Source organism: Sphingobacterium lactis, assembly GCF_051951495.1.
In the GTDB taxonomy this organism is placed as follows: Bacteria; Bacteroidota; Bacteroidia; order Sphingobacteriales; family Sphingobacteriaceae; genus Sphingobacterium; species Sphingobacterium lactis_A.
The window spans coordinates 963,117-984,593 of sequence record NZ_JBNHAS010000002.1; the positions used below are offsets into that span (position 1 = coordinate 963,117).

Here is a 21,477-nt window from a genome sequence, read left to right on the forward strand (position 1 = left end):
AACAGAAAACTACACTTCTGAAATAGCGTTAATAATATCGTATTGCGTAATAATGTTGATTTTTCCAAAATCATCCTCTACCAATACGGCTTGAGAATCCTTATTTATCAGACTTGAGATTTTATCAATCGAGGTATTCAAATCTACAAAAGGGAAAGGTTTTGTGGATATCCCTTCTACTGCTGCAGATTTTAAGGTGGGGTTTTCTAGTAAAGCACTAAGGATATCAGACTCCGTTACTTTACCGATCACCATGCCTTGTTGTGTTAACGGGATTTGCGATATGTTCAAAGACTTCATGATATTGAAAGTCTCCAAAACCGATTGATTGACATCTGCAGTAACAATTTCCTGGTGTCCTCTTCGTTTTAAGATCGTTTTGGCTGTTAGTTTTTCATCTTTCAGGAATCCACGTTCTCTCAACCAATCTTCATTGTACATCTTACCCATATAGCGTGATCCATGGTCATGAAAGATAACCACAACCACATCATCTTCTTTTAGCTCTTGCCCTAATTGCAACAAGCCGGCTACTGCAGCACCTGCAGAGTTACCAGCAAATATTCCTTCTTTGCGTGCAAGGTCTCGTGTCATTAGAGCAGCGTCTTTATCACTTACTTTTTCAAATAGATCAATCTGACTGAAATCCACATTCTGTGGGAGAAAATCTTCACCAATGCCCTCAGTAATGTAAGGGTATATTTCGTTTTTATCGAAGATTCCTGTTTCTTTATATTTCTTAAATACCGATCCAAAGGTGTCAATTCCCCATACTTTGATGTTTGGGTTCTTCTCCCGTAAGTATTTAGCAGTTCCTGAGATGGTACCACCAGTTCCTACACCTACGACAAGGTGCGTAATTTTACCTTCTGTCTGTTCCCAGATTTCAGGCCCTGTCTGTTCGTAATGTGCTTTCGTATTGGAAAGGTTATCATATTGATTTGCTTTCCAAGCGTTGGGAACTTCTTTTTCTAATCTGCTGGATACCGAGTAATAGGAGCGAGGATCTTCTGGATCCACATTTGTTGGACATACAATGACCTCAGCACCAAATGCCCTTAGGGCATCAATCTTCTCTTTGGATTGCTTGTCTGTCGTTGTGAAGATACAGCGATATCCTTTTACGACAGCTGCCATCGCTAATCCCATCCCTGTGTTACCGGAGGTTCCTTCAATGATGGTGCCTCCTGGTTTCAATAAACCTGCTTCTTCAGCATCTTCAATCATTTTAAGAGCCATCCTATCCTTAATCGAATTTCCAGGATTGGTAGTCTCTATTTTGGCTAGAATAGTACCTTTAAGATGTTTAGTTACATTATTGAGTTTTACCAGAGGCGTATTGCCAATGGTTTCAAGGATGTTATTATACCACATAGGAGTTTTTTTACTGTTGTTTGTTGCTACAAAAGTAACAAATTTTAAAACTTCAGGTGTTTTACGGTCAATCCATTGTTGATCAATTGCTTTAAGGCATCAATCCCAATCTTCAAATGTGTCTCCACATAGGATTTAGTTACAGTCACATCCGATGCGTCCGTTTTTACACCTTCTGGAATCATGGGTTGATCTGAAACTAACAATAATGCTCCTGTTGGGATTTTATTGGCAAAACCAACGGAGAAAATCGTGGCAGTTTCCATATCAACAGCCATCGCACGGATAGACTTCAAATACTTTTTGAATTGTTTATCATGCTCCCAAACCCTGCGGTTAGTAGTGTAGATGGTTCCAGTCCAATAATCTCTGGAATGGTCACGAATGGTGGTGGAGATAGCTTTCTGCAATGCGAAGGCTGGTAGTGATGGTACCTCAGGTGGGAAATAATCATTGGAAGTCCCCTCGCCACGTATAGCGGCAATAGGCAAGATCAATTCTCCAACACCTATCTTTTTCTTTAATCCTCCAGTTTTACCTAAGAATAATACCGCTTGCGGTGATATAGCTGAAAGTAAATCCATGATCGTTGCAGCAACTGGGCTACCCATTCCAAAATTGATGATGGTAATACCTTCTGCAGAACAAGATTGCATTGGCTTATCTTCTCCAAGGATAGGAGCATCATTATGCATTTGGGAGAATAACTTGATGTAATTGCTGAAATTAGTTAACAAGATATATTCGCCAAATTCTTCAATCGGTCTTCCTGTATAACGCGGTAGCCAATTATTAACGATGTCTTCTTTGCTTTTCAATCCTGGGGTTACTGGTGAATCTATTTCTTTAATTTTCTTGCTCATGTTCAGTCGTTTTTTTTAAAAATAGGTTTGCAAAAAACCCTCGCTTGAAGGCGAGGGTTTAGATTATTTTTTTAGGCAACATGTAACTTCTTAAAATCTGTCTTCGCAAATTTATTCTTTGCGTATTCCAGCGTTATCTGTAAGTTATTGTCATCCAATTTTTCTTTTGTTGATGGAATCTCAAACATGGCATCTAGCATGATTGCCTCACATATGCTCCGCAATCCACGAGCACCTAATTTGAACTCCCAAGCTTTATCGACGATGAATTCAAATACTTCTTCATCAAAGCTTAATTTAATGCCTTCGTATTCAAAAAGCTTTACATACTGCTTAACCAAAGCATTCTTCGGCTTAGTAAGAATGCTCAATAGCGTTTCTTTGTCCAAAGGATTCAAGTGTGTCAACACCGGTAAACGACCAATTAACTCAGGAATTAAACCGAAGTTTTTCAAATCCTGCGGTGTGATATACTTGTAAAGGTTATTTAAATCAATTTCTTGATCCTCATCCTTCATTTTGTATCCTACAGTCTGCGTGCGTAATCTGTTGGCAATTTTCTTCTGAATACCATCAAATGCACCACCACAAATAAATAAGATGTTGCTGGTGTTTACAGAAATCATCTTTTGGTCCGGATGCTTACGACCACCTTGAGGAGGTACATTGACATTTGTTCCTTCAAGAATCTTCAATAAAGCCTGTTGAACACCTTCACCTGATACATCACGTGTAATGGAAGGATTATCACTCTTACGAGCAATTTTATCAATCTCATCGATATAAATGATTCCACGTTCTGCGGCAGCCACATCATAATCTGCAGCTTGTAAAAGACGTGTTAAGATACTTTCCACATCCTCACCCACATAACCTGCTTCTGTTAATACGGTCGCATCAACAATACAGAAAGGAACATTTAGAATCTTAGCAACAGTTTTCGCCAATAAGGTTTTACCGGTACCTGTTTCACCGACGATAATCAAGTTCGATTTCTCGATCTCGGTTTCATCCGTTTCCACACGTTGGTTCAAACGCTTGTAATGGTTGTAAACTGCTACAGAAATGACTTTCTTAGCATCATCCTGTCCGATCACATATTGATCTAAGTGATCTTTAATTTCCTTTGGACGGATAAGTTTTAAGGCAGTCTGAATAGATTTATTCTTGCGCTGCTTAAGCTCCTCCGCCAATATCTCGCCCGCCTGTTGCACACATCTGTCGCAGATATGCGCACCATCACCCGCAATAAGCATCTGGGCCTCATTCTTACTGATGCCACAAAATGAGCAATGGATATCTCTATTGTTCGTTTTACTCATTGTTTTTATTTTGTTTCTTTTTTAGGAAGCAATACTTCGTCGATCATACCAAATTCTTTGGCCTCCGCAGCACGCATCCAGTAGTCACGATCCGAAGATTTCTCTACCCACTCGTATGATTGGCCAGAGTGATCTGCAATGATCGTATATAATTCTTCTTTTAATTTCAACATTTCACGTAAGTTGATCTCCATATCTGAAGCCACCCCTTGTGCACCACCTGACGGTTGGTGAATCATTACGCGTGAGTGTCTCAAGGCAGCACGCTTACCTTTTGCACCAGCAACCAATAATACAGCACCCATTGAAGCAGCCATACCTGTACAGATCGTAGCTACATCTGGACTGATGTATTGCATGGTGTCATAAATTCCTAATCCAGCATATACACTTCCACCTGGAGAGTTGATATAGATCTGAATATCACGTTGGGCATCGGTAGATTGTAAGAACAATAACTGTGCTTGAACAATGTTTGCTACTTGATCGTTGATTCCATCACCCAAAAAGATGATACGGTCCATCATCAAACGAGAAAACACATCCATTTGTGCCACATTCAACTGACGTTCCTCGATAATGTAAGGAGTTAAGTTACTAGGAATTTGTTGTTGTGCCCTAGCAATATAGCCATCAACGTGTTGTGAACCTATTCTGTGGTGCTTAATCGCATATTTTCTGAATTCGTCCTTATTTATGTCCATTGTGTTTCCTCTGATTATGTTACTAATATAATACTAATTTTAATTTTTAATTCCTTACTATTCAAAAGATGGCAATTCCCTTAGAAATGTAAAGTCACCTTTCTCGAAGTCTATCCTACAATAATAGTGCTCAATTCCATTACTCACTAAAAGTAAGGGGATTTTGTACTGAGAATTGTAATTTGCGATCTGGTGGAAGGTGTTTTCGGTAATTTTGACAGTCGGAGCCTTAAACTCTGCCAAAAGTATACCTTGACCCAATCGGTTGTAAACCACTAAGTCATGTCGTTTCTGTAGACTGTTCAACTTCAATCCGCCCTCGATATGCATCAATGATAAAGGATAATGATAATGCTGATGCAAATGATTAACCCAATGCTGTCGTACCCACTCCTCGGGCGTCAATAAAAGATGTTTCTTTCTTAACGCATCGAAAATATAGTACTGGTCTGCTTTTTTGCTAATCTTTGCGGGGTAGGATGGTAAGTTTAACGGTACTGCTGTAAACATTTACAAAACTACGAAAATATCAGTCCCATTCCAACAAATATAATTGCCTTGAAATTCGTACTTTCGTAAGCAAATGAATACCCAATCCATTTTATCCGATATTAAGAAAAAGAACCTTCGCCCAGTTTATCTTTTACATGGGGAAGAGCCCTATTTCATTGACCTGATCGCCGATGCTATCGAGACTCAAGTGCTTGATGAAGCTCAAAAAGGATTTGATCAATCTGTTCTTTATGGCAAGGATACTGATTTAAACACCATCGTTAGCATGGCAAAACGCTATCCTATGATGAGTGATTATCAGGTAATTGTTGTAAAGGAGGCGCAGAACTTGAAGTGGACTGCTGATGACTTTTTACAGAAATACCTTGAAAACCCAACGCCTACCACCGTATTGGTATTTTCCTATAAATATGGAAAATTCGATAAGCGCAAGAAAGCCTACAAGCTGTTTGAAAAGGCTGGGGTAGTAGTGGAGTCTGCAAAACTTTATGAGGACAAGATAGGGGGCTGGATTAACGAACAACTTACAGCAGCCAAACGTAAGATTCATCCTCAAGCAGCAGCTATGATGGCTGAATACTTGGGTACAGACCTCTCTAAAGTGGCCAATGAATTGGAAAAGCTGATGCTTAATGTTCCTGCGGACAGAGAGATTAGCCCCTCAGATATAGAAAAAAATATTGGAATTAGTAAAGACTTCAATTCCTTCGAATTAAATACTGCTCTAGCTAAGCGAAATTCTTTTAAAGCGTTTCAGATCGTCGAGTATTTTGCAGCAAATCCAAAGTCAAATCCAATGCCCGTTGTAATTGGAACATTGGGAACTTACTTTACCAAAGTCCTTAAGTATCATTATCTGCCCGATAAAACTTCAGCAGTTGCCGCCAAGGCTTTAGGTGTGCATCCTTTTTTCGTAAAAGAGTATGAGCTTGCTGCGCGTAATTTTAATCGCAGGAAGACTTTTGAAATCATTCATCTGATCAAGGAATTCGATTTAAAATCCAAAGGAATGAATGTTGGTCACTTAACCAGTAGTGGCGATTTATTATCTGAATTAATCTATAAAATCTTAAACTAAACATGCGTAAATTTCTACTTTTCTTATTGATTGTGCTTTCTGCAAAATTCACTTATGCGCAATCATCTGTTTATACCCTTTTTCAGGGAGGTGCTAACTTGGGATTCTCCAATGAAGGTTATAAGGGAGCATTCAATGGTTACCATTTGCATTTTATTTTTGGAAAGAACTTTAATGAAAGTGCTTTTTTAGGATTGGGTATTGGAAATGAAAAGTTCCAAGGAGATTACCAAACCAATGATCCCCACCAAGATGATCAGAAGGTGTATAAATATGAATTCAACACTTTCCCGATATTTATAGACGGCAGATTACCTATTGGCTATTTCAATGAAGCTTCTAGAATCGGTCTATTAGCAAATGCTGGTTATGCTCCAGGCATAGGACCTGCATATGATAAAGGAGCTTTATTCAAGGCCGGTTTCTTTTATCTACATGACGGCATGAGTAAAACCAAATTCACGGCATCCTTAGCTTATGGATACCAGCAACTAACAAAGAACGCATTCCGCAAAGATTTCCAACACCAAAGTTTCCACCTAACCGTGGGGTTGATGTTGAAATAGGGAAGATCGTTTATCATCGACTCTCGGAGAAGGTGTATATATTAAAAACTAGCAGACATTCCGATCGTACTACTTGCATAGTTTGTAGTTCCTTTAAATTGGAGATTTTTAACGGTCGAAGCATGCTTCGACCCTACAGTTGCGGTTATTAACATAAATTAATTTATGGTTGTCTGTAGGGGCGATGCATGCATCGCCCGCTAGATTGGAATTATAATGAACCTTATGGATTAAATGATTGAAGAAACGGGCGGACATTCCGTTCGTTTTCATCGGAGATTAATCTCCTTCCTCAAACTCACTCAGTACCGCCCCTACCTAGCGTACTACCTGTATAGCTTGTAGTTCCTTTATCTCCGATAAAGGATGACGGGATCTTTTTTGTTGAAGAAAGACTCTTCGCTTCGCTCTGTGTTGGAAATGTATTGTTTTTTAATTCAGTTATTGCCAAGCTTCTACTGTTAAAACTCCTAAAATAAATCTATCACAATTTCTATCTAACAGCGCAGCGGTCTCCAATCTAACAGCGCAGCGGTCTCACCTCTCTTTATAACGATTATTTGACACAACAACGTGAAAAGTTTCCTTACCTTTGCGACCGAATGAACATTCAATTGACAGAAAAAAAGGAACAAATATTCCGTAGTACCTTAGATTTGATTCACCATTTCGGGTTTCACGGTTCGCCCATGAGCAAGATTGCCAAGGATGCTGATGTGGCGGTAGGATCGATCTACCATTATTTCCCTTCTAAAGATGATTTAATCATTGAATTGTATTGGTATTGTAAAGAGATTATCAATAATTATGTGTTTAAAGCGGAAGAGAATAATTTGGCTTACGATCAACGATTTCGCATCATTTGGAAAAACATTGTGCGGTTCTATCAGGACCATGTCTACATTTTCAGTTTTATGGAACAATTTTACGGTTCACCCTTCTACGAAGAGGTGCGTTCTAGTGTCTTTAAAGAGAAGTCTGAGCGAAACAAGATTTTCCATTTTCTGGAGACGGGTATTGAACAAAAACAATTGAAAGACTTGCATGTTCGATTGATATTAGCTGCCTATTTGGGACCTGCTATATCATTGGTAAGAAGTGCATTATACGAGAAAATCCGCTTAGAGGAAGATCAGTTGGACACCTTAGTGGAAATTATATGGAACGGGGTTAAAAAATAATATATATGAAATTCAATTTTAAGCACTTACTTATTTACACATCTGTAGCGGCGGTATCATTGGGTACTGCAACTGCTCAGGACAATAGACCACTGTCCAGCAATGCTACCTTAGACGAGCTCATCAACTTTGCCCTAAACAACAAAATCGAGGTTAAGCAAGCACAAATTGATCAGGAAATCGGTGAACGGGAAATTGCATCAGCTTTATCTGGCTGGTATCCTCAAATCAATGCGAATGGAAATCTAACCCATTTCATTCAATTGCCGACAGCCAATATCAATGGTCAGAATATCGCTATGGGACAAAGAAATACCTCTGCCTTGACATTCCAAGCGGACCAAGCGATTATCAATCCAGGACTTTTTCAAGCCTCTAAAGCTGCACAGTTTATCCGTCAGAAAAATAATCTCGCATTGGAAAACACCCGAATCAATACGGTGGTTGATGTTTCCAAAGCTTACTATGACATCCTTACAAGTGAGGAACAAATCAATATCATAAATGAAAATATCGCCCGACTAAAGCGACAACATACCGATGCGAGTGCACGATATGAAACCGGATTAGTAGATAATACCGATTATAAACGTGCATTGATTTCTTTAAACAATGCCAATGCGCAATTGAAGTCTGCATTGGAGTTCCGTAAATATAAATACGATTTTCTGAAGACCTTAATGGGGTTAAATCCTACGGACGGACTAAGCCTTTCTTTTGCAGGTCAGAACATGGAAACCAATGTTTTATTGGATACTAGCGAGTTAGTTCAGATCGCTAACCGGGTAGAATACCGCCAATTGAAAAACTTGCAGGAGATTCAGAAACTGAATACCCAATATCAGAAATGGAGTTATCTGCCACGCTTAAGCGCATTTGCAAACTATGGTTTGAATTACCGCAATAATGCCTTTGCTGATCTTTATGGCAATAACTATCCACAATCTTCTTTTGGTCTTTCCCTATCCATTCCAATTTTTACCGGAATGAAAAGAGTACAGGAAGTGAAGAAATCAGAATTGCAGGAATCCCGTATTGAGATGGACTTAGCAAATTTGGAAAACCAAATAGGGGCACAATATTCTGCTGCCATGGCTTCATATCGCGCTAATACGGTAGAATGGCAAAATGCTAAAGCCAATATGGAACTTTCGGAAGAAGTCTATAATACCATCAAATTACAATATGATGCCGGCTTAAAGACTTATTTAGAATTAATGACCGCAGAAACGGATCTAAAAACCAGTCAATTGAATTACTTGAATTCTTTATATGCCCTATTGGCTAGTAAACTGGATATTCAGAAGGCCTTAGGAACGGTAGATATACAACAATAGCAACAACCTTTAACAATTACATACTAGAAACACAAAAGCATGAATACGAATCGCATTTTAACCGTTATACTCTTGAGCTCTGGATTGATCTTCGCATCCTGTGGGCAAAAGGACCAAGGTAAGCAAGCAGGTCCAGGTCAAGGACAAGCACAAGCCATTCCAGTAACGATGGAAACTGTTTCCCATCAAATTGTTGCTGGAACACAAACTTATCCAGCGAATGTAGTGCCTTTACAAGAAACTGAAATCCGTGCGGAAGTTTCAGGTTATATCACCAACATATATGTGGCAGATGGGGCTTATGTCAGCAAAGGCCAAAAATTATATGAGATTGATCGCGTACGTTATGCTGCTGCGGTTGATCAAGCCAAAGCAACTTTAGAAATTGCTCGTGCCAATCTTTCACGCGTTGAAAAAGATCTACAACGTTATCAAACATTAGCCGATAAAGATGCGATTGCAAAACAAACTTTGGACTATGCTTATACCGATGTAAACAACCAAAAAGCTCAAGTACAAGCTGCTGAAGCAGCATTGACAACTGCTCGTACCAACTTGAACCGTTCTGTTATTACAGCACCGTTCTCCGGTTCTGTAGGAATCTCGCAAGTTCGTACAGGAGCATTGGTATCAGCAGGTACTACTTTGTTAAATACGGTGAGCTCAACAAATCCTATCGCGGTAGAATTTCAGATTAATGAAAAAGAAATCATGGAATTCAGTAACCTGCAATCAGGTAAGGCAAGCACAGAGATTAACTTAACCATGCCTGATGCCAGTACTTATGCTGCTACAGGTCGCATATCAACCATTGATCGTGCCGTTGATCCCCAAACAGGAACTTTAAAGGTTCGTGCTACATTCCCTAATCCTAACAATGCTTTACGTGCCGGAATGAACTTGAACTTAAACGTGATTAGCAGTTCTAAAAAAGAAGAATTGGTCATTCCTTATCGCGCTATTTTTGAGCAGTTGGGAACATTCAGTGTGTACACTGTTTCTGACAGCAGCACTGTGGATTTAAAACAAGTTACTTTAGGTCATAAATTGGGTGATAAAGTTGTTATTTCCCAAGGACTTCAATCAGGTGATAAGGTTGTTGTCGATGGAGTTTCATCCTTAAGACCTGGTGCTAAAGTAGTAGATAAAGCGCAACAAGCAGCACCTCAGCCGAAACAATAGTAAATGCAGATCCAATAATTTTTTAAAGCATGATTTCAGAAGTATTTATAAAACGACCGGTCACAGCCATGGTCATCTCGATTTTGATTACCATTATTGGTATCATCTCGGTGACTACTCTGCCGGTCAGTCAATATCCAAATATTGCACCTCCTACCGTATCCGTTTCAGCGGTTTACACAGGAGCCGATGCACAAACTGTAGAAAAGACAGTAACCACGCCCATAGAGAGTCAAATTAACGGTACGCCAGGAATGATCTACATGAGTTCCAACTCGACCTCCGATGGTAGTTCCCGTATTACCGTAACATTTGAAGTAGGTACTGATATCGATATCGCGACTCTGGATGTACAAAACCGTGTAAGTATTGCCGAACCGGTATTACCAGAAGCCGTACGTCGTTTAGGGGTAACCACTAGAAAGATGAATACCGATATCTTGATGATGATTTCATTGGTATCTCCAGATGGTTCTAGAAGCAATAATTTCTTGGCAAACTATGTCAACCTTTACCTTAAAGACGCATTATTGCGTGTTAAAGGGGTAGGGGATGTACAAGCATTTGGTCAGCCATTCGCTATGCGTGTATGGTTAGATGCCAATAAACTAGCCAATTTAGGGATGTCACCAGCTGATGTGAGTCAGGCAATTGCTGAACAGAACTCCAGAATGCCGGGTGGTTCTGTAGGTGCGCGTCCGCAAGAAAACTCCCAAGTATTTGAATACCCTATTGTCATGGACTCCGATTTGGAAGAAGTGGATGAGTTTGAAAATATTGTCGTAAAGACCAATACAGACGGTTCCATTGTGCTCTTGAAAGATGTAGCACGTGTGGAATTGGGTCAGTTTAACTACGGTATTACCACGAAGGTGAATGGAAATATTGCATCGGGTATGATGATTTCCCAAACTCCTGGAGGTAATGCAGTGGAAACAGCAGATGGTATTTACAAGGCTTTAGAAGACTTGAAAAAATCATTCCCTACTGGAGTTGATTACGTAGTAGGTTATGAAACTGTATCAGTTGTAAATGCATCCATTAGTTCCGTAATTCACACTTTGATTGAAGCATTAATCTTAGTAACTATAGTCGTGTTCTTCTTCCTACAGAGTTGGAGAGCAACCTTGATTCCATTATTAGCTATCCCAGTATCCATCGTAGGAACATTTGTATTCTTTACGATGTTCGGATTCTCGATTAACAACCTAACGATGTTAGCCTTTGTCCTGGCGATTGGTATTGTGGTGGATGATGCCATTGTCGTCGTCGAGGCGGTACAGCATTATATTGACCATTATCAGATGGATGCCAAGGAGGCCACCCGAAGGGCTATGAAGGATATTACGGCACCGGTTATTGCCATTGCCTTAATCTTGGCTGCGGTGTTTGTACCGGTAGGATTTATCCCTGGAATGGTTGGGCAGTTGTATCAACAGTTCGCCATCACCATTGCCGTATCAGTTATGCTTTCCGCATTTATCGCCTTGTCCTTAACACCAGCCTTATGTTCGCTTTTATTGAAACCATCAGCAACAACCAAAGACGCTAAGGGATTAAATAAATTCTTCTACAAATTCAACGTTTGGTTTGATAAGGTAACTTATCGTTACTCCAAAGGTGTGAAGAAAGCGATAAAAGCAGCTCCATTGGTATTGATTATTTTGATCTGTATTTTCATTGGAACAGGCTTTATGTTCATGAACAAGAAATCGGGCTTTATCCCAAATGAGGATGGTGGTATTTTCTTTATGGGTGTGAACTTACCTGAAGGAGCGTCAAGTGCTCGTACAGAAGAAGTGTTAACCGAATTGTCCAAAGGCTTACAAGAAGATTTTCCAGAGATTGCTTACATTACTTCCATCAACGGTATGAACTTATTGAACCGTTCCGCGAAACCTAATGGTGCATCCTTATTTGTTTCATTGAAACCTTGGGAAGATCGTCAGCGTACAGTGATGGAAATTACAGGTGCGATTATGGCGAAATATCGTGGATATTCCAAAGCAACGGTTATTGCTGCCACACCTCCTCCAATCCCTGGATTGGGTTCTTCAGGTGGTTTTACTTTAGAGATCCAAGATAGACAAACTGTCGATATCAAGGAGTTTGAACGTGTTGTTGGTGGATTCCTTGCCGAAGCTAATCAACGCCCTGAAATTGGAATGGCCTATACTTTATTCAACAGTAAATCTCCGAACTACAAATTGAATGTAGACCGAGAAATGGCTAAACGAATGGGTGTGCCTATTTCAAATATCTACAGTACCATATCCGCCTATTTAGGATCTAGCTATGTCAATGACTTCACGAAATACGGACGTAACTTCCGTGTCGTATCACAAGCAGATACCAGTTACCGTATGCATATTGAAGATATCAATAAACTGTATGTGAAGAATGTTCAAGGACAACCAGTACCGGTTAGTAATTTAGTTCGCTATGAATTAACGACCAATCCATCCATCGTGAACCACTTTAACATCTTCCGTTCTATACAACTGTCCGGAGAAGCTGCACCAGGATATTCCTCAGGTGATGCTATCCGCGCATTGGAGGAAGTTGCTGCAAAAACACTTTCAGATGGTTATTCCTATGAATTCTCGGGGGTGACCCTACAAGAGAAGCAATCGGGAAGTAAGACCATACAGATCTTTGCGCTCTGTATACTCTTTGTATTCCTTCTATTAGCTTCGTTGTATGAAAGTTGGTCAGTACCATTCTCCATTCTTTTGTCCGTTCCACTGGGCGTATTTGGTGCTATTTTGGCATTGACCTTATTGCCGAACCTGGACAATAATATCTTTGCCCAAATTGGTTTGGTAACCATCATTGGTTTGGCAGCTAAGAACGCGATTTTGATCGTCGAGTTTGCCAAAGAAAGGGTAGACATCGGAATGAACTTGATCGATGCGACATTGGATGCAGTAAAACTACGTCTACGTCCGATTATCATGACATCCTTAGCCTTCATCTTGGGTATTATTCCATTGATGCTATCAACAGGCGCAGGAGCTGTCTCCAGACAAACCATTGGCTGGACTGTATTCGGAGGTATGACCGCTGCAACCTTCCTAGCGATCTTTATCGTTCCAGTACTCTTTGTTGTCATCACAAGATTGGCTTATGGTAAGAAAAAACTTGCTGAACTAGAAGCCTCTTTCGATGAAGAGAAAAAGAAAAACTTGAGTGCGCATTGATGTGGGTAGTTTAAGACAACAGACGTCAGACAACAGATAACAGATAATGAAACGGTCGATGCAGAGAATGCATCGACCGTTTTTTTGTTTTGAAAGACAACAGAATTCAGACAACAGAACATAGATTTGGATTGTGGTTTTTGGGTGTTGTTTTTTGGCGGGCGATGCATGCATCGACCCTACAAACAATCGTGATTTTATTGTTCCAAACCACCATAATTGTAGGGTAGAAGCATGCTTCGACCGCTTATTTACTGCCTATTTACCGCCTATTTCAACAATTCTATTTCACCTTATTTTCTCTATCTGATTTGCATAGTTTGAAGTTTACTCAGCTAGCTTCGCGACGGAATCTTGTAGGGGAAGCAGAGACTCTTCACTTCGTTCTGTTTGTAAATGCTGGTTATAAATTTAATTGGCGGGCGATGCATGCATCGCCCCTACAAACAATCGTGATTTTATTGTTCCAGAACACCATAAAAGTAGGGTCGAAGCATGCTTCGACCGTTATCCAAAATTCAATAAATTCTATCCCGACAATAGGTCTAAAATCTGGCGTCTTTCGTCTGTTGTCTTTCGTCTTTAGTCTGTAGTCTCATCGTCTTTCATTAGGGTTTCATTAGGGTTTGCTTAGGGTTTGCTAGGGGTTGGATTCGAGACTCTTTCGGATCTCCTTCGGAACTCGTTCGGAACTCCTTCGGATCTCGTTCGGTTAGAAGCGAACGAGATCCGAACAAGATCCCTATCAGATCCTAAGAAATTCCCTAAGAGTCTCGAACCAATATGGAGGGAATCCACCACTATACTCAAGCTTATTACGAAGCAAAATTGTCTTTAGCACCTTTGATTCTTATCAATTCCACTTCATATTATGTGCATTTGTAAATCTACTTGTACAGCAAAGCAATTGCATGTGATTGTTTCTAATATTTAACCTATATTTAACCTGTAAAACACTATAAATAACATTTGATTTAAATATTTTTACAACCAACTAATCAATTATCTAGTAAAGATGTACGGAAATTCTTTTGAAGAAGGTAGTTATGAAAGACATGCTGGCTGGTACCACCGTCAATTTCCAGATATGGAAAAGAAGATGCGTGTTATCCGTACGTTCAAGACTTATCAAGGAAGTATACATCATTGGTTGCAAGATCAATTTTTTCAGCAGTTAGGTCCCTTATTGCATGATAAGGAGGCATCCTGGTTAACATTAGGGGATGCCTATGGACATGATGCGCAATATTTATTAAGTCAGAATATTAAATCAGTTACGGCATCAGATCTCAATGATAATTTATTGCAATTAGCTAAGCAGGAGGGTTTGATACATCAATTTCAGCGATTAAATGCTGAACGCATGAACTTGGAATCGTCCAGTTTAGATTATGTGCTCTGCAAGGAGAGCTATCATCATTTCCCAAGGCCTTATGCGGCCTTGTATGAAATGGTTCGAGTAGCTCGAAAAGCGATTGTCTTAATGGAGCCTCAGGATCCTTTGATTCGGATGCCGATATTACTCGCATTGTACAATGTGCTAAATCGCGTGCAACCCGGATTAATTGATAAGGTCTGGAAAAACCGAATATCCTATGAGTCTGTAGGAAATTTTGTGTACAAAGTTTCTGAACGTGAATTAGAGAAATTTGCTGCAGGTTTAAATTTACCCATGATTGCTACGAAGTCCTTTAATCCGAATTTTTGGTTTGAGGGTAGTGATCAAATTGAAGCCAAACTCTCGGCTCCAAAGTTTCTTCGAATACGGTTGAAAAAAATGCTTTTAGATTTGTTGATGAAATTAGGAATCATCCCAGGACAAACACTTTGCATGATCGCCTTTAAGGAAGTGCCTAATACAGAAGTTTTGAATTGCTTAAAGCATGCTGGTTTTCGAATCTCGAAAATAAAAGCAAATCCCTATATATAATAGAGAGGAGCATCCCTTTAGGTTAAAATGATAAAGAGAGAATTATCATTTTAATCTCCCAATGTTAACAAATTGTTAAATATTCAAAAAAGACTTGACGAGTGTACATTTTACACTTATCTTTGTGGTATCATAATTTAGGTTTATAATTGGTTATTAAAGGTTTTCATTCTCCCCGCTTGAAAACCTTTATCTTTTTATAGAAAACCTGAAAATTACACCTGACAAACTCTTTGTAACTTACTAGTAAACAAATGATTGATTCTTATTAAGAAGAATTGTTATGGACAGTTTTTTAGTAGATTTTCTACCTCTTCTTTGGAGAAGTGCTTGTGTTCTTTTGCGAAGTAGGTCGACACATAGCTGAGCACATAGGCCACATCAAGCGTTGAAAGTGTTGGAACTCCTGGCATTTCTTGATTATAGGTTTTGCCGTCCACTTGAATTTCACCTTTCATTCCAAATTTTACGATGCAGGGTAAACTCTTCCTGTTTTCGTTGAGGTATTTGGCATCGGTAAGCGGTGGGTATAATTTACCCAAGCCTTCACCATTTGCCCCATGACAGTTTTGACAATGCTGGGTATAGACTTTCTGCCCCATTGTAGCATATTGCATGGCTTCCACGCTCAATTTATTGTTACAGGAGAACAATAAATTAAGCGCTAAAACCATGGATAAAATGATCGTACTAAATCTATAGATCATTATTTGTATTCATTTAATAAGACATCTAAATCGGCTAAAAGCTTTTGTACTTGATCAGGATCTGTTCCGTCATAAGCTCCGCGAATGCGTTTGTCCGGGTCAATTACTACTAAGTATCCCGAGTGATCATATCCACCAGGGACATTTGCATCGACCTTGGTGTATACCAAGTAATTGTCAGACATGCCATAGATATCGGCTTTAGATCCCGTAACAAATTGCCATTGATCATTATCAACGCCTAATTTATTCGCATAGTCTTTTAGGACGTAAGGTTGGTCGTATTTAAAGTCAATGCTATGGGATAGAAAGGCTACTTTAGGGTTTCCTTTATATTTCTCATATGCCTTTAGCAAGTTCCGCTGCATGGTAGGGCAGATGCTAGGACAATGTGTAAAGAAAAAGTTCGCCACATAGATTTTGTTTTTAAAAAAATCTTGGCTGATGTACGTGCTGTCCTGATTCAGGAAATTGAAATCTGGGATTTTACGTTCAATAGAATCCTGGGTTTCTTGTCCATTGGCATCTTCAGCGGCAATTTTAAAAATAGGTAGCTTGCGTTCCGCTTGGCTACAACTGCTTAGGTAAATGCTGCCTATTAAGGCTAGGCCAGCAAAGCCTAGGTGTTTTCTCATGATTATTATTTAGTTAAAAACAGCTAAGGATTTACCGATCCCTGCTTGCGCATCTTCAAATTGTTTCTTCATCTCTACGACGCGGTCGTACATTTTTTGCTGATAAGCTTTATCTTCATTAACAGCATCGTAATCTTTCATCCAGGTCATCATATTATCTGTTGCGTCTTCCAATTTCGTTTTGAGCTCGGTAAGCTCAGTACGGGTATTGGTGGTGTCAATAGCTGGATGAGCAGCTTTGATACCGGCAAGGTTAGTTAATATGGAATCGATTTTAACCGTTGTATGGTCAAAAACAGAAATTTGCGGCATGATTTCATCATGGATCTGAATCGCTTGCTCAGAGATCTTTTGATCTTCGGTTTCCTTGGCTGCCTTATTGTTGTTGCATGCGCTAAGGATGGCTGTCAATCCGATACTAAGAATAATCAGTTTTTTCATGATTTTTTGTTTAAGATTTAATTGAATGTTCCTCTTCTGAGGAGTTAATTTTTCGATATGTTTCAAAGTCAAACTCCAAGTCTCGAATATAGATCTCGTTATGTGCCACAGCACATAAGGTTCCATGTTTATCAAAAACCTGCGTTTGAAAGGTTTTCACGACCTTACCTTCTTTCTTGATGGTCTGCAATGCTTCCAATAAAACATCTTCTTTCAAATGAAAAGATACATAGAGGTCATGTCTTCCAGGCTTAATATAATCTATATGTGCCGTTTTCAACCAAGCGACTGTTCTCAAGATCCCCTGATGTTTGAAGTATTGGTCTAATAAAATAGGGTAGAAGGGGTCGATAGCAGAAAATATAGTACCACCAAAAATGGTCCTGTTGGAGTTAATGTTTAGTAAGCTCTTGTTTATTTTTACTTCCGCACCTAAAAAATTATCGAGTATCTTTTTTACCCAGATGCGTTGGAAAAAGAATGGGGGATATAGTCTAAGGCCCCATTTTAAGGTATTTGGAGATACTCTCATGTGGTAAAAATACAGCTAATTTCCAATATTATATGCCCTGCTATTGTAATAAAAAAAGAACTATCCTAAATTAAGGGCATATTTCTAAATTATGAGTGCCGAGCAAAACTCAAAGAATGTCTGGATATTGGTTTTCGTAGCTGCCTTAGGCTATTTTGTGGACATCTACGACCTGATTATCTTCTCAATTGTGCGTATACCTTCTTTTCAGGAATTAGGGGTTGCAGAGGCTAATATGCGCCATCTGGGCGAGTATGTCTTGAATATGCAAATGGGAGGACTGTTGATCGGAGGGGTTATCTGGGGGATTTTGGCGGATAAATATGGTCGATTAAAAGTTCTGTTTGGCTCCATATTATTGTATTCCTTGGCCAATATTGCGAATGGTTTTGTGCATGATGTCCAAACTTATGGTATTATCCGTTTTATTGCTGGAATTGGACTAGCCGGAGAATTGGGAGCCGGAATAACTTTGGTAAGTGAAACCATGCACCGGAAAAAACGTGGTTATGGTACCATGATTGTTGCTGGAGTAGGGGTATTGGGAGCTATATTGGCTTATTATATCTCCGAATGGTTTAGTTGGCGGACAGCCTACTTTGTAGGTGGTGGAATGGGATTGCTCTTGCTTTTAATGCGGGTGGGTGTATTGGAATCTGGAATGTTTGCCAATTTGGAAAAACAAGGCGTGGAAAAAGGAAAAATCTCTATGCTGTTTAATAATAAAGAGCGTTTTAGACGATATATCTATTGTTTGTGTATTGGTTTGCCGATATGGTTTGTTGTTGGGATATTAGTCACCCAAGCCCCTGAAATAGGAAAAGCCTTAAATGCAGAAACAACATTAAGTGCCGGGAAGGGCGTCATGTTTACCTACTTGGGTATTTCCTTAGGTGATTTTTTAGCTGGCATATTGGCGCAAGTTTTTCGATCGCGAAAACGCGTAGTATTTATCTATCAAATCCTCATATTACTTTTCTCCATCATCTATTTGACTTGGCAAGGTATAAATGAACAAGCGTTTATGATTTTGGCCTTCTTAATGGGACTAGGCGTTGGTTATTGGGCGACATTTATTACCATTGCTGCTGAACAGTTTGGGACGAATATTCGAGGGACAGTGACAACTACTGCACCTAACTTTGTGCGTGGAGCGTTAATACCTTCCACCTTATTGTATGGGGTGCTTGTTGGGTATTTTGGCATTATCTGGGCAGCAATGATCATGATGATCCTGTTGACCGGAATAGCCATATTTGCCTTGACGAAGTTAAAAGAGAGTTTTGATCGAGATCTCGATTTTGTGGAGGAGGACTAATGTATTGAAGGAATAATCTAAGAATAATTGTAACAATACTTTGCTTAGGAAAGGGTACTTTTATATCCTATCTGGGCATTTCTTACAACGCTTTCCACGTTTGTATTTCTTGCAACATTTCTTAAAAACCTGCTCACCTTGGTCTGAAAAGGGATTTAGCCCTTTTTTATCTTCAAAAGGAAGATTATCCAATACCTGCAACCGAATCATTGTCTCAAACATGAAGACAAATATAGTTAATTTAGATTAATTCAAAATAACTAACCTATTCTTTTCTTGAGTTCTTGCGCGATGTCGTTTGTGAAAGTTTGAATGATCAAAGGGTCATCAATATTGTTATGGATTACCAAGTCGCATTGCTCCCGATAAGGCAATAGGTATTCGTTGTAAGATGGCACGACGTGATTGATCCATTTGTACATGACGTCATCATGGTCATATCCTCTTTCGATTAAATCTCTTTTGAGACGACGTTCCAAGGCAATATGCTCTTCCGCATCTAAAAATATGCGGTAATCCAGCAATCTATTGATTTCTTCGTAGTGGAAAATAAAGAGTCCCTCAACAACCAAGACTTTTGCTGGCTTGATTTCAAGCATCTTTGGCTTAATATCTGGATTATTGAAGGTATATTCTTCTTTAAAGATGGTTCGACCTTCAAAAAGATCTTTGATGTGCGAGTAAAAAGTCTCCCTGTCAATGGAGGTTGGTAAATCGAAATTATACAAACGATTTTCTTCTCTAGTTTTTGTGTTTGCGGGGATATAATAATCATCCTGCGAAATCAAGGTGATTTCATCTTCGGAGAAATGATCTAAAAAACTTTTAAGGAAAAATGTTTTTCCGGAGCCGCTACTACCAGCAATACCTATGACATAGGGTTTGTCCAATTCACTCATTCGTATTCTATCTATTCTATTGGGGCACCGTAGGTGATTTCAATCAAAAAGCGTTTATCTAAGGCACCGATATGCGATGCTGCAGACTTAGAAAGGATGACAATTGCATCATGGCTTTCTGCAGTATTGGAGAATTTTCCTACGACTTTGGCAAAGGTAACACTTTTTGTCAATGGGTTGGTAATTTTTAGAATGGTCCCTACAGGGGCGGTACGGTGCAAGGCAAGGTTACTTTTACCAGAAGACTCCAAGTCTGACATCCACATACCTATTCCTTTTTCCTTTTTCTCCCGAATACCATAACGATTGGTTTCAAAAGCAATTTCTTCTTTACTCATCTCTTCCGGAATAGGGATTCTACCAGTCGTGGATTCTACCGTTGGTTGCGGATCAACTACTTTTCCATCCGGAATTTTCAAGCTTTGACCAGGACGAAGGGTGTCGGAGGTTAAGCCATTGATTTTTTTAATATCGTCTACTGTTGTCGCAAAGCGGCGAGCAATGGAGTACAAAGTTTCATTATCTCCAACCTTGTATTCGGTCAAAATCTTAGCTGTAGGCAAATTTGTTGGCTGTCCTAGGGTAACTTGACTGTTGCTTGCTACCGGGTCTTTTACAGTATCCGTAGGCGCAACAAGGGCATTTACCGAAGGGATATTCACTGTATCGCCTACACGTAAGTTCTTCTTGTTATTGGCCGCCATAATATCGTTGACAGGAATACCATAAATACGACTTAACTGATAATAGGTGTCTTTGGAGGAAACCGTATGAACAATAAAGGTTCGTCCATTGATTTGGGTTGTTTTTTTACTTTGGCCTGTAGACTGCGCATTTGCTACGGAAGCAGCGCATAAAAGGAAACAGGTTGAAAATATGCTAATTGTCTTTTGAAAAGACTTAAATTTCAAATATTCATTCATCATTTTTGCAATTATACTAAATAAGAGACAATTTCCCGCTTGTCAAAAGTCATAAAAAACAGCTGTCTGTCCATCTGGAAATACGGCTGCGGGATCATTTTCCCCATTTGACTAAGTATGACTTGACGATCTAGTAAACGGTTTAAATCGCTCAAAGCTAAAATTAACGAATAGCCATCGGCATTCGCTTGGTGGTAACACCAAAGGTAATGTGTAGCACATTTGGAGAGCCAAATTGGCCCTTCAATTTCCTCAGACGCTAAAAAGTGGGGTTTGGTCTGATAGGTTATTGGATATTGTATCTTGTTGGGACAGATTTCAAATTTATTATCAGGAGAGGGACTGTATTGTCCTGTTAAAATATCGATAGCAATGGTTTCACCGGAGGCAATACTGCGGTGTCTGGCATGGACTTTTCGGAAAAATACATCCAATAGAATAAATTCATAGGATGTGAAAACCGTTTTATTCTGCGAAGAATCAATGATCTGTATACCTTCTTGTATGGGTGTGTGTTCACCTACGCGTTTTAGAATAAGATGTCCATCCTGTATGCTATCTAAGGTCCATTCTTTACCATCCGCTTGGCAAGGAGACATACGACAGTTGCCTTCCAAGTCAAAAACTTGAAATGTAGCTTCTGTACTATCCATATCTCGTGTTTCCACTGCGATTAAAGGTTGCATAGGGTCAACCTCAATTTTCCAGATATTCGATGCCAGCGCTTTCTCGAAAACTTTATTTATCGTATATTTAGTCATCCGAGATGATA

Annotated in this window: 20 protein-coding genes; 8 read left to right on the forward strand and 12 right to left on the reverse strand. The window is 39.4% G+C overall.

Going from position 1 to position 21,477, the window contains the following annotated elements:
- Window positions 1-9 precede the first annotated feature (9 nt).
- From ACP6L2_RS11860 to ACP6L2_RS11880, 5 genes are all read right to left on the reverse strand, one after another.
- The gene (locus ACP6L2_RS11860; protein ID WP_440509503.1) at window positions 10-1,374 is read right to left on the reverse strand and encodes a pyridoxal-phosphate dependent enzyme; all 1,365 of its coding nucleotides are present in this window, start codon (window positions 1,372-1,374) and stop codon (window positions 10-12) included.
- Window positions 1,375-1,418: 44 nt separating this feature from the next.
- On the reverse strand, window positions 1,419-2,237 hold the full coding sequence (locus ACP6L2_RS11865; protein ID WP_344675926.1) for an AMP nucleosidase: 819 nt from the start codon (window positions 2,235-2,237) through the stop codon (window positions 1,419-1,421).
- Between the two features lie 71 nt (window positions 2,238-2,308).
- A complete protein-coding gene (gene clpX, locus ACP6L2_RS11870; protein WP_440509505.1) occupies window positions 2,309-3,559 on the reverse strand; it encodes an ATP-dependent Clp protease ATP-binding subunit ClpX in 1,251 nt (416 codons plus the stop codon).
- A 5-nt stretch (window positions 3,560-3,564) separates the two neighbouring features.
- Window positions 3,565-4,263 (reverse strand): ATP-dependent Clp endopeptidase proteolytic subunit ClpP, encoded by a 699-nt coding sequence (gene clpP / locus ACP6L2_RS11875; RefSeq protein ID WP_440509507.1) that lies wholly within the window; start codon window positions 4,261-4,263, stop codon window positions 3,565-3,567.
- A 57-nt stretch (window positions 4,264-4,320) separates the two neighbouring features.
- Window positions 4,321-4,773 (reverse strand): type I restriction enzyme HsdR N-terminal domain-containing protein, encoded by a 453-nt coding sequence (locus tag ACP6L2_RS11880; protein ID WP_440509509.1) that lies wholly within the window; start codon window positions 4,771-4,773, stop codon window positions 4,321-4,323.
- Window positions 4,774-4,846: 73 nt separating this feature from the next.
- On the opposite strand from ACP6L2_RS11880, the gene holA reads away from it, so the two are divergent.
- The 7 genes from holA to ACP6L2_RS11915 all read left to right on the forward strand — a co-directional run bounded on the left by holA (window position 4,847) and on the right by ACP6L2_RS11915 (window position 15,250).
- Entirely contained in the window at window positions 4,847-5,854 is a 1,008-nt protein-coding gene (gene holA / locus ACP6L2_RS11885; RefSeq protein WP_440509511.1) for a DNA polymerase III subunit delta, read from the forward strand.
- A gap of 2 nt (window positions 5,855-5,856) precedes the next feature.
- The gene (locus tag ACP6L2_RS11890; RefSeq protein ID WP_440509513.1) at window positions 5,857-6,420 is read left to right on the forward strand and encodes a hypothetical protein; all 564 of its coding nucleotides are present in this window, start codon (window positions 5,857-5,859) and stop codon (window positions 6,418-6,420) included.
- Between the two features lie 602 nt (window positions 6,421-7,022).
- Entirely contained in the window at window positions 7,023-7,601 is a 579-nt protein-coding gene (locus ACP6L2_RS11895; RefSeq protein ID WP_440509514.1) for a TetR/AcrR family transcriptional regulator, read from the forward strand.
- 5 nt (window positions 7,602-7,606) lie between these two features.
- Window positions 7,607-8,938 (forward strand): TolC family protein, encoded by a 1,332-nt coding sequence (locus ACP6L2_RS11900; RefSeq protein ID WP_440509516.1) that lies wholly within the window; start codon window positions 7,607-7,609, stop codon window positions 8,936-8,938.
- 39 nt (window positions 8,939-8,977) lie between these two features.
- Window positions 8,978-10,120: an efflux RND transporter periplasmic adaptor subunit gene (locus ACP6L2_RS11905; RefSeq protein WP_440509518.1), complete on the forward strand. Its 1,143-nt coding sequence runs from the start codon at window positions 8,978-8,980 to the stop codon at window positions 10,118-10,120.
- Between the two features lie 29 nt (window positions 10,121-10,149).
- Window positions 10,150-13,320, forward strand: a complete 3,171-nt coding sequence (locus tag ACP6L2_RS11910; RefSeq protein WP_440509520.1) for an efflux RND transporter permease subunit — start codon at window positions 10,150-10,152, stop codon at window positions 13,318-13,320.
- 1,015 nt (window positions 13,321-14,335) lie between these two features.
- Window positions 14,336-15,250 (forward strand): class I SAM-dependent methyltransferase, encoded by a 915-nt coding sequence (locus ACP6L2_RS11915; RefSeq protein WP_440509522.1) that lies wholly within the window; start codon window positions 14,336-14,338, stop codon window positions 15,248-15,250.
- Window positions 15,251-15,531: 281 nt separating this feature from the next.
- Here ACP6L2_RS11915 and ACP6L2_RS11920 read toward each other — a convergent pair whose 3' ends face one another.
- Genes ACP6L2_RS11920 through ACP6L2_RS11935 form a run of 4 tightly spaced genes read right to left on the reverse strand, consistent with a single transcriptional unit; the run spans window position 15,532 to window position 17,565 of the window.
- The gene (locus tag ACP6L2_RS11920; RefSeq protein WP_440509524.1) at window positions 15,532-15,957 is read right to left on the reverse strand and encodes a c-type cytochrome; all 426 of its coding nucleotides are present in this window, start codon (window positions 15,955-15,957) and stop codon (window positions 15,532-15,534) included.
- Window positions 15,957-16,592, reverse strand: a complete 636-nt coding sequence (locus ACP6L2_RS11925; RefSeq protein ID WP_440509526.1) for an SCO family protein — start codon at window positions 16,590-16,592, stop codon at window positions 15,957-15,959. Before ACP6L2_RS11925 ends, ACP6L2_RS11920 begins: the two co-directional genes overlap by 1 nt.
- Before the next feature lie 9 nt (window positions 16,593-16,601).
- The gene (locus ACP6L2_RS11930) at window positions 16,602-17,033 is read right to left on the reverse strand and encodes a transposase (protein ID WP_440509528.1); all 432 of its coding nucleotides are present in this window, start codon (window positions 17,031-17,033) and stop codon (window positions 16,602-16,604) included.
- A gap of 10 nt (window positions 17,034-17,043) precedes the next feature.
- Window positions 17,044-17,565: a DUF4442 domain-containing protein gene (locus tag ACP6L2_RS11935; RefSeq protein ID WP_440509530.1), complete on the reverse strand. Its 522-nt coding sequence runs from the start codon at window positions 17,563-17,565 to the stop codon at window positions 17,044-17,046.
- Between the two features lie 91 nt (window positions 17,566-17,656).
- Here ACP6L2_RS11935 and ACP6L2_RS11940 point away from each other — a divergent pair, with 91 nt between their 5' ends.
- Window positions 17,657-18,883, forward strand: coding sequence for an MFS transporter (locus tag ACP6L2_RS11940; protein ID WP_440509532.1), 1,227 nt, complete (start codon window positions 17,657-17,659; stop codon window positions 18,881-18,883).
- A 260-nt stretch (window positions 18,884-19,143) separates the two neighbouring features.
- Here the strand turns inward: ACP6L2_RS11940 and ACP6L2_RS11945 are convergent, their stop codons facing one another.
- The 3 genes from ACP6L2_RS11945 to ACP6L2_RS11955 are packed head-to-tail and all read right to left on the reverse strand — an operon-like array spanning window position 19,144 to window position 21,466.
- Window positions 19,144-19,782 (reverse strand): uridine kinase family protein, encoded by a 639-nt coding sequence (locus ACP6L2_RS11945; RefSeq protein ID WP_440509534.1) that lies wholly within the window; start codon window positions 19,780-19,782, stop codon window positions 19,144-19,146.
- Window positions 19,783-19,793: 11 nt separating this feature from the next.
- Complete coding sequence (locus ACP6L2_RS11950; RefSeq protein ID WP_440509536.1) at window positions 19,794-20,708, reverse strand: DPBB and LysM peptidoglycan-binding domain-containing protein; 915 nt, start codon at window positions 20,706-20,708, stop codon at window positions 19,794-19,796.
- Window positions 20,709-20,716: 8 nt separating this feature from the next.
- Window positions 20,717-21,466 (reverse strand): hypothetical protein, encoded by a 750-nt coding sequence (locus ACP6L2_RS11955; protein ID WP_440509538.1) that lies wholly within the window; start codon window positions 21,464-21,466, stop codon window positions 20,717-20,719.
- Window positions 21,467-21,477 lie beyond the last annotated feature (11 nt).

Coding starts and splice junctions, on each gene's coding strand:
- ACP6L2_RS11860 (WP_440509503.1), bottom strand. CDS start 1,374: ATGTGGTATAATAACATCCTTGAAACCATTGGCAATACGCCTCTGGTA.
- ACP6L2_RS11865 (WP_344675926.1), bottom strand. CDS start 2,237: ATGAGCAAGAAAATTAAAGAAATAGATTCACCAGTAACCCCAGGATTG.
- clpX (WP_440509505.1), bottom strand. CDS start 3,559: ATGAGTAAAACGAACAATAGAGATATCCATTGCTCATTTTGTGGCATC.
- clpP (WP_440509507.1), bottom strand. CDS start 4,263: ATGGACATAAATAAGGACGAATTCAGAAAATATGCGATTAAGCACCAC.
- ACP6L2_RS11880 (WP_440509509.1), bottom strand. CDS start 4,773: ATGTTTACAGCAGTACCGTTAAACTTACCATCCTACCCCGCAAAGATT.
- holA (WP_440509511.1), top strand. CDS start 4,847: ATGAATACCCAATCCATTTTATCCGATATTAAGAAAAAGAACCTTCGC.
- ACP6L2_RS11890 (WP_440509513.1), top strand. CDS start 5,857: ATGCGTAAATTTCTACTTTTCTTATTGATTGTGCTTTCTGCAAAATTC.
- ACP6L2_RS11895 (WP_440509514.1), top strand. CDS start 7,023: ATGAACATTCAATTGACAGAAAAAAAGGAACAAATATTCCGTAGTACC.
- ACP6L2_RS11900 (WP_440509516.1), top strand. CDS start 7,607: ATGAAATTCAATTTTAAGCACTTACTTATTTACACATCTGTAGCGGCG.
- ACP6L2_RS11905 (WP_440509518.1), top strand. CDS start 8,978: ATGAATACGAATCGCATTTTAACCGTTATACTCTTGAGCTCTGGATTG.
- ACP6L2_RS11910 (WP_440509520.1), top strand. CDS start 10,150: ATGATTTCAGAAGTATTTATAAAACGACCGGTCACAGCCATGGTCATC.
- ACP6L2_RS11915 (WP_440509522.1), top strand. CDS start 14,336: ATGTACGGAAATTCTTTTGAAGAAGGTAGTTATGAAAGACATGCTGGC.
- ACP6L2_RS11920 (WP_440509524.1), bottom strand. CDS start 15,957: ATGATCTATAGATTTAGTACGATCATTTTATCCATGGTTTTAGCGCTT.
- ACP6L2_RS11925 (WP_440509526.1), bottom strand. CDS start 16,592: ATGAGAAAACACCTAGGCTTTGCTGGCCTAGCCTTAATAGGCAGCATT.
- ACP6L2_RS11930 (WP_440509528.1), bottom strand. CDS start 17,033: ATGAAAAAACTGATTATTCTTAGTATCGGATTGACAGCCATCCTTAGC.
- ACP6L2_RS11935 (WP_440509530.1), bottom strand. CDS start 17,565: ATGAGAGTATCTCCAAATACCTTAAAATGGGGCCTTAGACTATATCCC.
- ACP6L2_RS11940 (WP_440509532.1), top strand. CDS start 17,657: ATGAGTGCCGAGCAAAACTCAAAGAATGTCTGGATATTGGTTTTCGTA.
- ACP6L2_RS11945 (WP_440509534.1), bottom strand. CDS start 19,782: ATGAGTGAATTGGACAAACCCTATGTCATAGGTATTGCTGGTAGTAGC.
- ACP6L2_RS11950 (WP_440509536.1), bottom strand. CDS start 20,708: ATGATGAATGAATATTTGAAATTTAAGTCTTTTCAAAAGACAATTAGC.
- ACP6L2_RS11955 (WP_440509538.1), bottom strand. CDS start 21,466: ATGACTAAATATACGATAAATAAAGTTTTCGAGAAAGCGCTGGCATCG.